This is a genomic window from Mesorhizobium sp. ES1-4, assembly GCF_020164745.1.
Taxonomy (GTDB): Bacteria; Pseudomonadota; Alphaproteobacteria; order Rhizobiales; family Rhizobiaceae; genus Mesorhizobium.
Window position 1 is genome coordinate 340,535 of record NZ_JAIUGV010000004.1, and the last position, 14,004, is coordinate 354,538.

At 63.0% G+C, this 14,004-nt stretch carries 20 protein-coding genes and 1 riboswitch; of the genes, 12 read left to right on the plus strand and 8 right to left on the minus strand.

Annotated features, from left to right (window positions below; genetic code table 11):
- Positions 1–49: 49 nt before the first annotated feature.
- Positions 50–229 carry a CsbD family protein gene (locus LB556_RS09925; protein WP_224566540.1) on the minus strand — a complete coding sequence of 60 codons (180 nt, stop codon included), beginning with the start codon at positions 227–229 and terminating at the stop codon, positions 50–52.
- A 165-nt stretch (positions 230–394) separates the two neighbouring features.
- Between LB556_RS09925 and LB556_RS09930 the strand changes: the two genes are divergently transcribed.
- The 7 genes from LB556_RS09930 to LB556_RS09960 all read left to right on the plus strand — a co-directional run bounded on the left by LB556_RS09930 (position 395) and on the right by LB556_RS09960 (position 3,951).
- A complete protein-coding gene (locus LB556_RS09930) occupies positions 395–1,063 on the plus strand; it encodes a glutathione S-transferase family protein (protein ID WP_224566541.1) in 669 nt (222 codons plus the stop codon).
- 453 nt (positions 1,064–1,516) lie between these two features.
- Positions 1,517–1,726 carry a cold-shock protein gene (locus LB556_RS09935; RefSeq protein WP_224566751.1) on the plus strand — a complete coding sequence of 70 codons (210 nt, stop codon included), beginning with the start codon at positions 1,517–1,519 and terminating at the stop codon, positions 1,724–1,726.
- Positions 1,727–2,065: 339 nt separating this feature from the next.
- Entirely contained in the window at positions 2,066–2,293 is a 228-nt protein-coding gene (locus LB556_RS09940; RefSeq protein WP_224566543.1) for a hypothetical protein, read from the plus strand.
- Entirely contained in the window at positions 2,293–2,700 is a 408-nt protein-coding gene (locus LB556_RS09945) for a hypothetical protein (RefSeq protein ID WP_224566545.1), read from the plus strand. The genes LB556_RS09940 and LB556_RS09945 overlap by 1 nt, the downstream gene beginning before the upstream one ends.
- Position 2,701: 1 nt before the next feature.
- Complete coding sequence (locus LB556_RS09950) at positions 2,702–2,860, plus strand: hypothetical protein (protein ID WP_224566547.1); 159 nt, start codon at positions 2,702–2,704, stop codon at positions 2,858–2,860.
- A 4-nt stretch (positions 2,861–2,864) separates the two neighbouring features.
- On the plus strand, positions 2,865–3,248 hold the full coding sequence (locus LB556_RS09955; RefSeq protein ID WP_224566549.1) for a YkgJ family cysteine cluster protein: 384 nt from the start codon (positions 2,865–2,867) through the stop codon (positions 3,246–3,248).
- 91 nt (positions 3,249–3,339) lie between these two features.
- A complete protein-coding gene (locus tag LB556_RS09960) occupies positions 3,340–3,951 on the plus strand; it encodes a LysE family translocator (protein WP_224566551.1) in 612 nt (203 codons plus the stop codon).
- 107 nt (positions 3,952–4,058) lie between these two features.
- On the opposite strand, the gene LB556_RS09965 is transcribed toward LB556_RS09960, so the two are convergent.
- Both LB556_RS09965 and LB556_RS09970 read right to left on the minus strand, forming a co-directional pair.
- A complete protein-coding gene (locus LB556_RS09965; RefSeq protein WP_224566553.1) occupies positions 4,059–4,445 on the minus strand; it encodes a nuclear transport factor 2 family protein in 387 nt (128 codons plus the stop codon).
- A gap of 28 nt (positions 4,446–4,473) precedes the next feature.
- A complete protein-coding gene (locus LB556_RS09970) occupies positions 4,474–4,902 on the minus strand; it encodes an OsmC family protein (protein ID WP_224566555.1) in 429 nt (142 codons plus the stop codon).
- Positions 4,903–5,014: 112 nt separating this feature from the next.
- Here LB556_RS09970 and LB556_RS09975 point away from each other — a divergent pair, with 112 nt between their 5' ends.
- Entirely contained in the window at positions 5,015–5,638 is a 624-nt protein-coding gene (locus LB556_RS09975; RefSeq protein ID WP_224566556.1) for a TetR/AcrR family transcriptional regulator, read from the plus strand.
- A gap of 216 nt (positions 5,639–5,854) precedes the next feature.
- On the opposite strand, the gene groL is transcribed toward LB556_RS09975, so the two are convergent.
- The 3 genes from groL to LB556_RS09990 all read right to left on the minus strand — a co-directional run bounded on the left by groL (position 5,855) and on the right by LB556_RS09990 (position 8,867).
- Positions 5,855–7,510 carry a chaperonin GroEL gene (gene groL / locus LB556_RS09980; RefSeq protein WP_224566558.1) on the minus strand — a complete coding sequence of 552 codons (1,656 nt, stop codon included), beginning with the start codon at positions 7,508–7,510 and terminating at the stop codon, positions 5,855–5,857.
- 64 nt (positions 7,511–7,574) lie between these two features.
- On the minus strand, positions 7,575–7,871 hold the full coding sequence (groES, locus tag LB556_RS09985) for a co-chaperone GroES (RefSeq protein ID WP_006203049.1): 297 nt from the start codon (positions 7,869–7,871) through the stop codon (positions 7,575–7,577).
- 246 nt (positions 7,872–8,117) lie between these two features.
- Positions 8,118–8,867 (minus strand): class I SAM-dependent methyltransferase, encoded by a 750-nt coding sequence (locus LB556_RS09990; protein ID WP_224566560.1) that lies wholly within the window; start codon positions 8,865–8,867, stop codon positions 8,118–8,120.
- A 131-nt stretch (positions 8,868–8,998) separates the two neighbouring features.
- Between LB556_RS09990 and LB556_RS09995 the strand changes: the two genes are divergently transcribed.
- The gene (locus LB556_RS09995; RefSeq protein ID WP_224566562.1) at positions 8,999–9,901 is read left to right on the plus strand and encodes a hypothetical protein; all 903 of its coding nucleotides are present in this window, start codon (positions 8,999–9,001) and stop codon (positions 9,899–9,901) included.
- On the opposite strand, the gene LB556_RS10000 is transcribed toward LB556_RS09995, so the two are convergent.
- On the minus strand, positions 9,859–10,446 hold the full coding sequence (locus tag LB556_RS10000; protein WP_263485184.1) for a TetR/AcrR family transcriptional regulator: 588 nt from the start codon (positions 10,444–10,446) through the stop codon (positions 9,859–9,861). The two genes, LB556_RS09995 and LB556_RS10000, sit on opposite strands and share 43 nt — an antisense overlap.
- Positions 10,447–10,483: 37 nt before the next feature.
- On the opposite strand from LB556_RS10000, the gene LB556_RS10005 reads away from it, so the two are divergent.
- Positions 10,484–11,434, plus strand: coding sequence for a helix-turn-helix domain-containing GNAT family N-acetyltransferase (locus LB556_RS10005; RefSeq protein WP_224566564.1), 951 nt, complete (start codon positions 10,484–10,486; stop codon positions 11,432–11,434).
- 7 nt (positions 11,435–11,441) lie between these two features.
- Here the strand turns inward: LB556_RS10005 and LB556_RS10010 are convergent, their stop codons facing one another.
- Entirely contained in the window at positions 11,442–12,275 is an 834-nt protein-coding gene (locus LB556_RS10010; RefSeq protein WP_224566566.1) for an AraC family transcriptional regulator, read from the minus strand.
- A gap of 209 nt (positions 12,276–12,484) precedes the next feature.
- Positions 12,485–12,693: riboswitch (cobalamin riboswitch) on the plus strand.
- Positions 12,694–12,830: 137 nt separating this feature from the next.
- Between LB556_RS10010 and LB556_RS10015 the strand changes: the two genes are divergently transcribed.
- The gene (locus LB556_RS10015) at positions 12,831–13,199 is read left to right on the plus strand and encodes a DUF1636 family protein (protein ID WP_318011268.1); all 369 of its coding nucleotides are present in this window, start codon (positions 12,831–12,833) and stop codon (positions 13,197–13,199) included.
- On the plus strand, positions 13,196–13,984 hold the full coding sequence (locus LB556_RS10020) for an ABC transporter ATP-binding protein (RefSeq protein WP_224566567.1): 789 nt from the start codon (positions 13,196–13,198) through the stop codon (positions 13,982–13,984). Before LB556_RS10015 ends, LB556_RS10020 begins: the two co-directional genes overlap by 4 nt.
- Positions 13,985–14,004 lie beyond the last annotated feature (20 nt).

Genomic DNA, 14,004 nt, shown 5'->3' on the forward strand with positions numbered 1-14,004 from the left:
CGCTAAAGACGTGAAAAGAGCCGCTCGACGCGGCCCTTCTCTACAAGCGTCAAAGCGATTTCTTGACCTTGTCCTTCACGTCGCCATAAGCCTTCTGCACCTTGCCGGCGGCTTTATCGCCCGTGCCTTCGGCCTGCGTCTCCCTGTTGCCCGTCGCCTTGCCGGCCGCCTGCTTGACGGAGCCTTTCGCCTGCTTGGCCACGCCGGCGACCTGATCCTTGTTCACCATGTTCGCATCTCCCGGGTTTGGTTCGCCTGACCAAACGAGCCGGTACGGTTTCGGTTCCAAACCTGCTGCTTTTCTCGCAAAGCAGGTGCTTTCGACGGCCCGGCCGGCAGGCTAGGATGTCGGCACGCGCACTCCGCAAGGAGCATCACCGCCAGGGGAGGACAGATGTCGGATTTCACGCTCTATATAGGCAACAAATGCTTTTCGTCCTGGTCGCTGAGGCCCTGGGTGGCGATGCGGCACCTGGAGATACCGTTCGAAGAGGGCTTGGTGCGGTTGCGCACCCCCGAGACCGCGGCCAACCTGGCGAAAGTGTCGCCGACAGGTCAGGTGCCCGTCCTGGTTCACAAGACCTTGAATCACGATGGCAGGATCGTCTGGGAAACCCTTGCCATCCTTGAATATCTCGCCGACCTCTTTCCCGAGAAAAAGCTCTGGCCGGCCGATCTCGGCGCCCGGGCGCTGGCGCGCTCGGCGGCGACCGAGATGCATTCCGGTTTTCGCGAAGTCCGCTATGGCTGGCCGATGAATTTGCGCCGGCCAAAGGAACACAAGCCACTCGAGGCCGAGGGCGAACTCCAACGTGCCCGCATCGAGGCGCTGTGGCGCGAGTGCCGTGAAAAACACGGCCAGGACGGCCCGTTTCTGTTCGGCCATTTCACCGCGGCCGACGCCATGTATGCTCCAGTCGTCACCCGTTTCGACACCTATGGCGGGGATCTGGCGCCCGACACCAGGGCCTATGTGGACGCGGTTCTGGCTATACCCGCAATGCGCCAATGGTACGCCGAAGCGGCGGTAGAGCCGTGGCCGGAGCCAGGCCCGGACGAATAGGGCAAGCTGATGCTGGCATGGGCAATGGCTGTGCCGACCTGCAATGCTATTGGTGATCACCGCCAGCTGCAACAATCACGGTCCGCAGGGGATTGCGGCTCCATAATTGTCCCTGCCGGCTGGTTCCATCTCGACGGAACCTCACCTTCACCATGACGGCGGGCCATCGAATGGCCCGACATTCGATTCATCTGCAGGCGATTCGCCTTCCCATAGCGACGCCACATCGATGCCGGCCACCTGAACCGCTATGATCCTGCTGCAGGCCGCGGCAACATTTGACATCATGTCGAAATAGCCCTACAAGAAATTCGTCGATATTTGTTTGACTGACTTTTGTTATCCGCGCTTACGAGCGCGTCTTTGACGAACTTCCCCCATCAAAAATCGAGACAAACGACGTTGTGCATTCGCATGACGGCGAACGAATATTTGCCATGGAAAGGGTTCGTCATGAGCACTGGCACAGTTAAGTGGTTCAACGCCACCAAAGGTTTTGGGTTTATTCAGCCTGACGACGGCTCCGCCGACGTTTTTGTCCACATTTCGGCTGTGGAACGAGCTGGCATGCGCGACATCGTCGAGGGCCAGAAGCTCGGCTACGCGATGGTCCGGGACAATAAGTCGGGCAAGATGTCGGCCGACCAGTTGAAGGCGGCCTGAAGAAGGAATTCTGCCGTCCCGGTGACCACGGATGTACTGGCACTGGTGAACGGCGAATCGGGCGCATGACCACGGGGACTTGAGTTTCCAAGTTTGTGCTGCCCATAAGGAGCTAGCCTTGTGCATCCCGTCGGATGCGCGGCCCTCCCAGGGAAGGTCAGGCGGTGCCTGGCCTTTTTCATTTCACGCTTGTTGCGCCGAAAATGCGCTGCGCATTGGGCGGAACGTGCTAAGGGACGCTCCAGCATTTTGTATCCGCCGCCGCATTGCTTCACGCATGGTCCTGACCGAAGACCGGTCTCGCCCTATCGGTATCAGGCTCCTGACAGGAGAAAGATTTTGACCGTCAATCCCAAGACAGCCGTTGATCCGGCCGTGTCGCTGTTCAGCAAGACGCAAACCCAGTCGATGTCGCTCAACCGCATCATTTCCGAGCGCGACGCCGTCAGCGAGGCGCGGGAAGCCAAGACCGCGCGCCTGCGCGAGCTGCGGCTCGAGAAGGAGGCTGACGATATGGCCGCGGCCGCTGCACGCGCGGCGCTGCCGAAGCGAACCGGAAAACGCTGATGGCCACCAAGCGCGTACCCCCGACGCCAATCGCGGCCGACGCTACCATCGCCGACATGGTCGAAACCCTGGACAAGCCGGTCGAATATGTCCGGCGCGTGCTGGAGAAACTCGAACGCTGCAAGCGAGCCCATGGCGATGCCCAGGTGCGCATCGGCGTGCGTGGCCGTGCCGAGTGCCCGAACTACCTTATCGAATATGTCCGCGAGGACGCCAAGACCCATGAGCGGGTCACCTATCAGGATGCCGCCTATAGCGGCAGCACGCATCGTGAACTGGCGCCGCATCACATCGCGGAAGCCCGGAACTGGTCGCCCGAGGAAATGAACATCACGGCGGTTTCGGCGCTGATCGGCCGCCTGCGCAATCCGCGCGCACCATCATCGCGTTTCGCCGACGAGGACTGACATGGCCATAAAATTCTCCGCCAAGGACCAGCCGGCGGCGCCGGCTTCCGCCACAAAGCCGGCTAAGCCGGTCGCCGCACCGAAAGCCGCAGAGGCAGCGACCGATCTGTTCAAGTCGCCGGGCGATGCACCAAAGGGCAAGGCAGGCAAGAAGAAGTAGCGCCATGCCTCGGGATGTCGATCGCAACCTTGCCGCTTCGGGTCCATTTGCCGTGGTAGTCGCGACCAGCGTGCTGTCGCCACAAAACGGCACAGCGCCTCTCTTCGATTGCCAGAGCTGTGGCGCCTGCTGTTCTTATTCGCCCGAGTGGCCGCGCTTTTCGACCGAAGACGATGCACAGCTCGACCGCATCCCGGAAAAATACGTGGCGGCCGACCTGTCGGGGATGCGCTGTGACGGCGTGCGCTGTTCGGCCCTGTCCGGCGAAGTCGGCAAGCTAACCGCTTGCACCATCTATGAACTGCGACCGGATGTCTGCCGCGCCTGCATGCCTGGTGATGACGAGTGCCTGATGGCGCGCCGGGCGCTCGGATTTTCTACCTTTTAGCGGCGGCCTCCCGGCGGCGAATGTCCGTCGCTTGTGCGCACCCCGCATGCTGACTAGGCTGCGTCAGGGCAGGGCGCTGGAGGAAATCATCGTGAGTATCGAATTTCTGTTGACGTCGCTGATTGTCGTGGCTTCGCCCGGCACCGGTGTTCTCTACACGCTGAGTGCCGGGCTTTCGCGCGGTGCACGGGCCTCGATCATCGCCGCCTTCGGCTGCACGCTCGGCATCATCCCGCACATGGCGGCCGCCATCACCGGCCTGGCGGCGCTGCTGCACACCAGTGCGGTCGCCTTCGAGACGCTGAGATACATCGGCGTCGCCTATCTGCTCTACATGGCCTGGAACACGTTGAAGGAGAAGGGTGGCCTGAGCGTCGAGGACAAAGTCGCGCCGCGCTCGGCCGGCAAGGTGATCGTCACCGGCATCCTCGTCAACGTGCTCAACCCGAAACTGTCGATCTTTTTCTTCGCTTTCCTGCCGCAATTCGTCAGCACCGCCGAGCCCAATGCGCTGTCGAAGATGCTGGAACTGAGCAGCGTCTTCATGCTTTTGACCTTCGTGGTCTTCGTTGGCTACGGCATCTTCGCCGCCTCGATCCGCAGCCAGGTCGTGTCGCGGCCGATGCTGCTGACCTGGATGCGCCGGACGTTTGCCGGCGCCTTCGTCATGCTCGGCGCCAAGCTGGCGCTGGCCGACCGCTAGCGCCACTCGGGAAGCGGTTCAGCTTTTTAGACCCGCTCCCCGCACTGGCGCTTGCGCAGTTCCGGACGGCAAACCGCTATCGGCCTTTCCGGGCTACGCGCGGGACGCTATCCCTTCACATAGCCCATCGCCTCGACGATCCGCCCGTTTGCGACACGCATCAGGTTGACGCCGCGCAGCGAATGGCCGTCGGCCATCCAGTAGCGCCAGCGGATCGTGGCGCGGTCGCCGGCCACGAACGTCTCCTCGAGGTCGAAGCGTGTGCCGGGTCCGGTGGCGATCGCCGACCACAGCTCGACGCAGGCGGCCTTGCCGTCGCGGCGCGCGCCTTCGGGAGATGGCGTCGTGTTCTCGATCACGCAGTCCTCGGCCACCAGCTCGGCCAGCGCCGACGGATCGTGGCGCTGGAACACGTCGTTGAAGCGCCGCATGATCTCGGCGGTCTCGACGGATCGCCGGGCCGCGGCGGCATGGATGATGAGTTCCTGTGTCATTGGACTTACTCCTTCCGTTTCACGCGCGTCAGGCGAGGGCGGTTTTCAGCGTTATGGTGGCGACGCCGGCCAGCGCCCGTGAAACGAGGCAGGCCGCCTTGGCCTTCTGCGCCAGCCGCTCGAAGTCTTCGGCAGCTATCCCTGTGATATTGGCTTCCGTTTCGAGTTCGATGCGGGTGATGGTCGGCCCGGCCGCGGTGGCACCAAGATGCACCTTGGCGATCGTGCGTATGCTGTCGGGCGTGTGGCCTTCGCCTCCGAGCATGGCGGTGAGCGCCATCGAGAAGCAACCGGCATGCGCGGCGGCGATCAGTTCTTCCGGATTGGTGCCCGGACCGTTTTCGAAGCGCGACGGGAACGAATAGGCGCCCTCAAACACGCCGCTGCCCAGCCTGAGCCGGCCCGATCCCTCCTTGAATGTGCCGTGCCATTCGGCCAACGCGTCGCGCATGGTCATTGCTCTCTCCCTGGTTGATGCTCATAAATCTGTAGACCGATCTACATACTATGTAGACCGGTTGTCATATTGTTGGCAAGGCCTATAATGCGCATTCCTGACAGAGGTGGACATGGCGACGGACACACGCACGCGGATGATCGAGGCGACGGCGCTGCTTTTGCGGCAGCGCGGCTATCACGGCACTTCGCTCAACGACATTTTGGGTGCCTGCGGCGCGCCGCGCGGCTCGCTCTATTTCCATTTCCCGGGCGGCAAGGACCAACTGGTCATCGAAGTGACGCGCGCCAGCGTGGCCGACGTGGCCGAACGGCTAGGCGCAGCGCTTGCGGCGGAAAGCGACCCGGCTGTCGCCGTCCACCACATCTATCAGTCGGTGGCGCGTATGCTGGAGGACAACGAGTTTTCGCTCGGCTGCCCGATCGCGCCGGTCGTACTCGACGCGCCGAACGACGTGCCCGAACTCGAGGAGATCTGCCGCTCGGCTTTCGAGCAGTGGATCGGTCTGCTGCGGCAGGCATTCGTCAGGGCAGGGATCCCGGAGCGACGCGCACAGGCATTGGCGCTGCTGGTAGAGTCTTCGCTGGAAGGCCTGATGGTAATCGCCCGCGCCACCCGCGATCGTTCATCGCTCAACGCCGTGGCTGATGAAGTAGCTGCACTTATCGAGCAGGCCGTGCTCGCCGGCAAGGTGGCGCGGCACGCTGACGCCCTGCCTGAGCAAACCGATAGGTAAAGCTTCAACGGGAAAGGGCGACCGACTGGCCGCCCTTTCCGAAAGCTTTGCAAAGTGGCTGGATTAGAGGTCCATGCCGCCACTCAAGCCGCTTGCGGGCTTGAGCAACTTTAGCTCATGGGCGCGCTTTATGGACTTCTTAGAAGTCCATGCCGCCACTCAAGCCCGCTTGCGGGCTTGAGCAACTTTAGCTCATGGGCGTGCTTTATGGACTTCTTAGAAGTCCATGCCGCCCATGCCGCCCATGCCGCCGCCGCCCATGCCGCCAGGCATGCCGCCGCCAGCCGAGTCCTTCTTCGGAGCTTCGGCGATCATGGCTTCGGTGGTGACGAGCAGGCCGGCGACCGAGGCCGCATCCTGGAGGGCAGTGCGCACGACCTTGACCGGATCGACGATACCCATGACGATCATGTCGCCATATTCGCCGGTCTGGGCGTTGTAGCCGAAGGTCGCGCCCTTGTTCTCGAGGATCTTGCCGGCAACGATCGATGCTTCCGCACCGGCGTTGGCAGCGATCTGGCGGGCCGGAGCCTGCAACGCACGACGAACGATGTTGATGCCGGCGGCCTGGTCGGCGTTGGCGCCGGTGGCCTTGATGTTGGCCGAAGCCCGCAGCAGGGCGACGCCACCGCCAGCAACAATGCCTTCTTCCACGGCCGCGCGGGTCGCGTTGAGGGCGTCATCGACGCGGTCCTTCTTTTCCTTGACCTCGACTTCCGTCGCACCGCCGACGCGGATCACGGCAACGCCGCCGGCGAGCTTCGCCAGACGTTCCTGCAGCTTCTCCTTGTCGTAGTCCGAGGTGGTCTCTTCGATCTGCTGCTTGATCTGGGCGACGCGGCCCTGGATCTCGGCCTTCTTGCCGGCGCCGTCGACGATGGTGGTGTTCTCCTTGGAGATCGACACCTTCTTGGCGCGGCCGAGCATGTTGAGGCCGACGTTCTCGAGCTTGATGCCGAGGTCTTCCGAGATGACCTGGCCACCGGTGAGAATGGCGATGTCTTCCAGCATGGCCTTGCGGCGATCACCGAAGCCCGGCGCCTTGACGGCAGCGATCTTCAGGCCACCACGCAGCTTGTTGACGACCAGCGTGGCCAGGGCCTCGCCTTCGACGTCTTCCGAGATGATGAGCAGCGGCTTCGAGGTCTGAACGACGGCTTCGAGGACCGGCAGCATCGCCTGCAGGTTGGAGAGCTTCTTCTCGTGGAGCAGGATGTAGGCGTCCTCGAGATCGGCAACCATCTTGTCGGCGTTGGTGACGAAGTACGGGGAAAGGTAGCCGCGGTCGAACTGCATGCCTTCGACGACTTCCAACTCGGTCTCGGCGGTCTTGGCTTCCTCGACCGTGATGACGCCTTCGTTGCCGACCTTCTGCATCGCTTCCGCGATCATCTTGCCGACCGACTCGTCGCCATTGGCCGAGATCGTGCCGACCTGGGCGACTTCCTCGGAAGTCTTGATCTTCTTGGCGGCCTTGCCGAGAGCGGCGACCACTTCGGTCACGGCCAGATCGATACCGCGCTTCAGGTCCATCGGGTTCATGCCTGCGGCAACCGACTTGTGGCCTTCCTGGACGATCGACTGCGCCAAAACGGTCGCGGTCGTGGTGCCGTCGCCGGCGATGTCGTTGGTCTTCGAAGCAACTTCGCGGACCATCTGCGCGCCCATGTTCTCGAACTTGTCCTCAAGCTCGATTTCCTTGGCGACGGTGACGCCGTCCTTGGTGATGCGCGGGGCGCCGAACGACTTGTCGATGACGACGTTGCGGCCCTTGGGGCCGAGCGTGACCTTGACCGCGTCGGCGAGGATGTTGACGCCGCGCAGCATACGCTCGCGGGCGTCACGGGAGAATTTTACGTCTTTGGCAGCCATGTTTTAGCTCCTGGCAGGGGCTCGGATAAAGCCCGAAAATTCAAGTTGAAGATGAGGCCGATGATCAGCCGATGATGCCCATGATGTCGGATTCCTTCATGATCAGAAGGTCTTCGCCATTGAGCTTGACTTCAGTGCCCGACCACTTGCCGAACAGGATGCGGTCGCCGGCCTTGACGTCCAGCGGGACCAGCTTGCCGGCTTCGTCGCGAGCGCCGGAGCCGACTGCGATGATCTCGCCTTCCTGCGGCTTTTCCTTTGCCGTATCGGGGATGATGATCCCGCCGGCGGTCTTGGATTCGGATTCGACCCGGCGAACGACCACGCGGTCATGAAGCGGGCGGAACTTCGACTTTGCCATTTTTTCTTCCTCGAATGAGAACGGTGAGAACAGTTCCTCCGTCCGGCGGAGCCGGACACGTCGTTAGCACTCATCAATGGCGAGTGCTAACGTGGCGCTGACATAGACGCGTGGCATGCCAGAGTCAAGGCGCGCGGCAAGGGGCATCGGCGCCAATTTTTCCCAGGCACCAATGCGGTTCTGAAAGACGGAAGTTGCCCACCAGCATACGACTTGGCCGGGGAGTGCCGGCGGCGAACTCGCTTTTCAGAAATTTTTGCGCCGGGGCGACCGCAACACCAGCAGCGGGCATCGGTTGGCGAGCCCGTAGCTCCCGGTGGATGTGACGCCGACGTCGGCGAAGAACGCTTCCGCTTCCTCGATCAGGGCCGCGACCGGAGCAAAACTATAGATCGCGGACGAGTTCCTGTAGACGTCGATGGTGCCGATGACCGGCAACTCCCATCCCGCGCTCGCCGAAAGCTCCTCCCGGTCCGGGAAAAGCGCGTCAAATCTTTCCACGATCGCTTTCACCGGTACGGCGTGGTCAGGCGCCGCGCCCGTCGCTGTCATGGCGACACGCCATTTGAGCTCGTGGAAGGTCGCGATGCCGCCGGAATACGCCAATGCCCGAACGTCCTTCGGATCGTCCGGTGCTTCGGAACTGGCAAACAGCCTAAGCCCCGCGCGACCGTCGGATTTCAGCACGCGCGTGATGGCGGCAAACAATGCCTGTCGCGCGGCCGACGAACCAAGCGCCGACAGGCAGCCGTCGCCGATCACCGCTTCCATGCTCGCCTCGGCAACCGGCAGGTCGAGCCAGTCGCCGGCCACTGCCTCGCGCGCCTCCGTGTCGCCCGGCCAGATGTTCGCGATCATCTCGGCGGACTCGTCCACCGCAAGCATCCTCCGCCCCAGCCCCGCCAGTTCCGGCGTGACGCCAAGCATGAGGACATGCGATGACAGCAGGTCGAGCGCGCGGTTGTAGGTTTCCACGGCCTCTTGCGGCGGGCGCAATGGCGGTCCTAACAGTTGCCAGTGCCGACGAGTTGCATTCCAGTGATTTGTCATGCAGACCCCCGAGCCGGTTTCCGCGTTGCCTCTAATATGGGATTAACCGGACACAACGCGGAAACCAAGTAGGAGCCATGGCACGCGTAGCCGTCATTACGCATGAATACGACCGCTTCCAGAGCCGGCGCGGCGTCCTGTTGCGCCAGGACAGCCCCTACATGCTGTTCGATGTTCTGGCCGAACTGAAAAGACGAGGTCATTCGGTGCGGATTCTTCGCGGACCAACAACCAGGCATGACGCCGACGTCGCTGTCTTGCACGTCGATGCGACGGTGACGCCGGACGACTATGTCGAATACGCGCGTGGATTTCCGTTTTGCCTAAATCTCGGTGCGGCCGACATTTCAAAGCGTCGGATCAGCGGCGCGGTTCTCGAGGAGGGCGACGACTGGAGCGGTCCCGTCATCGTCAAGAGCAATCTCAACCATTGGGGAACACCCGAGCAGCAGTTCAACCGGCAGGCCGAGCGCGCCGGCAAGACGGCGCCTTTTCCAGGTGCGCGGATATTCGATCAATACCAGGTCCACGCATCGCTGGCCGAAGTCCCGCCGGAGATGCTCACCCGTACCGACCTTGTCGTGGAGAAGTTCATTCCCGAAATGGAGCCTGACGGGTTCGCGGCGCGTTTCTGGATATTCTGCGGCGATCGCGAGCGCTGCACTCGTTATGTCTCACCGCAGCGTCTGGTCAAAGGCGACGACACGATCCGCCGAGAGCCGGTTCCGGTACCCGAGGAGTTGCGCGTTTTGCGCCAACGGCTTGGCTTCGACTACGGCAAGTTCGACTTTGTCGTGCATGATGGCAAGGCGGTGTTGCTCGATGCCAACAAGACGCCCGGCCGTGCCAGGAACCTCTCGAAGATCGTCGCGGACGGCAACGCCAATCTGGCCGATGGCTTCGAGAGCCTGATCAGCCGTGCCTCGACGTTGGGCCGTCAGAGAAACAACCGCAACTGGGTGTGGATGATCGACCGGTAGTCCTCGATGGTCCGGCGGCTTTCCGCTTCGCCCTGTGCAAGCGCCAGGCGCACAACGCCGCCGGCGAGCTGGAAGATCAGCAGAACCATGCGCTCGAACCGCTCGTGCTTTTCCGGCTCCAGCAAGGCGATGACATGGTCGCAGAACATTTTGGCCTGATGCCGGGTTTCGGCGATGTCGAGATTCTTGAGCGCCTTGTCGGCCTGGATGGCGTTCTGCAGGTCCTGGATGGCCGGATCGCCGGCGACTCGGCTGAGGTAGTCGTCAAGCAGCCGGTCGGCCGCGGCGATGACGTCGCTAGCTTTGCTGACATCGGCAAGGATCGCTGTCAGCCGGGCGCGGCTGACCTCTGAAAACCGCTCGTAGAGCATCGCCAGGATCGCCGACTTGTTGGGGAAGTAATGGTAGACGGTGGCGATCGGCCCGCCCGCCAGCATGCCGACCTCTTTCATGGTGACGGCGTCGATGCCCTTCTCGCCGATCAGCCGCATGGTGGTCGAGAGGATGGCGTCTCGGTCATTTCTCCGATAACTTGACTTAGTCAAGTAAATGATTGATCCTGTGCCGGCAGGAGATGACTCAATGACAATCCACCGGCCGCCCGACAAGGCTGCGCCCAGCAAGGACCTTGTCGATGCGATGCGGGCTTTCAACCGCTTCTACACCCGTCAGATCGGACTGCTCGACGAAGGGCTGCTGAAGAGCGCTTTCTCCCTGACCGAGGCACGCGTGCTCTACGAGTTGGCGCATCGTGACGGATTGACCGCGACCGATCTCGGGCGCGATCTCGGTCTCGACGCCGGCTATCTCAGCCGTTTGCTGAAGAAGTTCGAGCGCCTTCACCTCATCTCAAGGGCCCCCCTGGTTTCGGACGCGCGGCAAGCGTCGATCGCGCTGACGCCGGCGGGCAGGAACGCCTTCGCGCCGCTCGACAAGGATTCGCACGACCAGGTCGCGGGGCTGCTCGACCGGCTGCCTGCGTCGGAGCAGGACCGGCTGGTCAAGTCCATGCGCACGGTGCAGCGTCTGCTGGATGACAGTGCCGAGCCGAAAGTTCCTTATCTGCTGCGGCCGCTGCAGGTCGGCGACATCGGCTGGATCATCCGCCGGCAAGGGCTGCTCTACGCGCAGGACTATGGCTGGGATGAAACCTATGAGGCGCTGGTCGCCGAAATCCTGGCAAACTTCGTGAAATCCTTCGATCCGAAGTGGGAGCGCGGCTGGATCGCCGAGCGGGAAGGCGAGGTCGTCGGCTCGGTGTTCGTCGTGCGCAAGTCCGATCAGGTGGCCAAGCTGCGGCTGCTCTATGTCGAACCTTCGGCGCGAGGCCTCGGCATCGGCAAGCGCCTGGTCGAGGAATGCGTCGGCTTTGCCCGCGCCAGGGGATACAAGACCCTGACCTTGTGGACCAACGACATTCTGACCGCCGCCCGGCACATCTATCAGACGGCGGGTTTCAAGCTGACCGGGGAAGAGCCCCACCATTCTTTCGGCAAGGACCTGGTTGGACAGAACTGGGATCTGGAACTGTAACGGCGCGTCAAGCCTTGACCGGCACCCAGATCTCCAGCCCGCCATCGCCGATGCGGGCATCGAATTCGGGCCCATAGCGCTCGAATTCCGGCGCATCGGCGATTTCATGGCCGGAGGCGGGCAGCCAGCTGTTCCAGATCGTGTTGATCGTACGCCGGATGGTCGAGATGTGCTGGCGATGCGTGAAGACGGCGTATTTCTGCGCCGGCACCCGCACCCGGTAGAATTCCTTCGGTAGATCCGCGAAGTCGCGCACTTCGACGCCGACGACATAGTCGAAATTGCCGGCATCGTCGCCGTTGAGGCAGACGCCGTAGAAAACACCGGGGATCTCGCCGGGTATGTTGCCGATATAGGGACTGAAGCGCTGCCATTGCATCGGAATGCCGGCGCTGCTCTCGCAACTGTAGCGCTCGCCGAAGCCGGCGATGAGGAAGGGTCGGCTGGTCTCGAAGCGCGGTGCTTCGAGGCTGGTGAGCGGGGAATGGTCCATCAGGATAGGCTCCACCAGATCGAGGGTTTTGGTCGAGCCTTGCGCGCGCACCAGTTCCGGCGTGGTGCCGAACTGGTCGCGGAAGGCGCGGGTGAAAGCCTCATGCGAATTGTAGCCGGCCTCGAGCGCGACGCACAGGATGTCGGGCGCGCCGCCGGCGAGCCTGCGCGCCGCCTCGGTCAGCCGGCGCGAGCGCAGGTAACCCATGACGGAGCGGCCGGTGGCGGCGCCGAAGGCGCGCGTCACATGAAAGCGCGAAACGCCGCTGCTTTGGGCGACGTCGTCGAGCGTAACGGCCTCCGGCAGGTGGCTTTCGACAAACCACAGCGCTTTCTCGGTCGGGTTCATGTGCTCCTCGCATTTGGCGTCTTCACTCTGACGCCTTGTTGCCTGGCCAGTTTGATCGAAATTGCGCATGGCGCAAAATCGAAAACGGCAACGGCTATCAGGCGGTGGACGTAAAGTCCTTCACACCGTGCAGACAACAGGCTTGCTTTCGCTTATGTCATGTTATAACAAAACATAACAATCGCCTTGCCTCGACATCGCTCGCGGCCTAGGCTGCGACTCTTGATGGTCCCCAAGCCGAAAGGCGAGGGGTGAAAAGGGAACGCGGTGAGACCCGATTTTGGGTCGAGACCGCGGCTGCCCCCGCAACTGTAAGCGGCGAGCAAGATCCGGAATGCCACTGGCCGGCAAGGCTGGGAAGGCAGGATCGCGCGGAGACCCGTGAGCCAGGAGACCTGCCATCGCTGAGTTGACCGGACGGGGTGTGCCGGGAGGAAACGTGGACATCGGTCTTGTCGGCCGGTCGACCAACATCCTTCCGTCGCCAGTTTGAAAGACGGGAAGTTGGACGGCGCAGTCGATCGTAGTCACCCCAGCCCAATGCACCAGATCATCGTGTGCACCCTTTGCCGCGACGTGCCGACCGGCATCAGGTCCGGCGAAGGTTTGTGCACCGAGTTGCGCTCCCGCCTCTCGGCCGATCACGAGGCTGACGTGGCGCATGGTTTCACGGTCGAGGGCGTGGCTTGCATGGCGGGTTGCGCGCGCCCCCTGGCGGTGGCTTTCCAGGCGCCAGGCAAGGCTGCTTATCTCTTCGGTTCGATCGACGCCCAGGCCGACGCCACCGATCTCGTGCGGTTTGCCAGGCTCTACGCTTCGCTTGCCAATGGCTGGTGCAATTCCGGACAGCGTCCGCCGCGACTGGCCGGCAAGACGCTGGCCCGCATCCCGGCACCAGGCAAGTCGGCGGATGGCAGCCAATGACAACGCCGCTTCTCGATGCGCGCGGCTTGAGCGCGGCGGCGAATGGCCGCAATCTGGTCCATGCGGTCAGTCTGTCGGTGACATCAGGCGACCGCCTCGCCATCATTGGCCCCAATGGCGCCGGCAAGACCACGCTGCTGCGCATGTTGTCGGGCATGCTCAGGCCGAGTTCCGGGGAGGTGAAGCTCGGCGGGCGACGTCTGGACAGGATTTCGCCTGCCGAGCGGGCCCTTTACATCGCCGTCGTGGGCCAGACGGACCAGCCGGACCCGCGGCTGGCGGTGATCGACTATGTCGAACTCGGCCGCGTCCCGCATGTGGGCTTGAGGCGCCGTGGCGAGGAACGCGACATTGTCTTGGACGCGCTGCGCCGGACCGGCCTGTTGCCGCTGCTCGGCCGGACCATCGGCTCGCTGTCGGGCGGCGAACGCCAGCGCGCCCAGCTTGCGCGCGCCATCGCGCAGGAGCCCAAAATCCTGTTCCTCGACGAGCCGACCAACCACCTCGACCCGCGCGCCCGCGCGGAACTGCTCGAACTGGTGGCCGGCTTCGGCATGACCGTGATCGCGGTGCTGCACGACCTGACGCTGGTGGCACCCTTCGCCACCAGGGTCGCGGTGATGAACGAGGCCCGGCTGCAGGCACTGGCGCCGCCACATGAGGCGCTGACGCAGCAGTTGATCCGCGAGATTTTCGGCGTCGACGTGTTTCGCCTGCGCCATCCCACCGAGGACCGCGAACTGACGGTGTTCGATCTTCCGAACCGCGCCGCACCCCTGTCCTGATCCACCCCCTTTTCCGACAC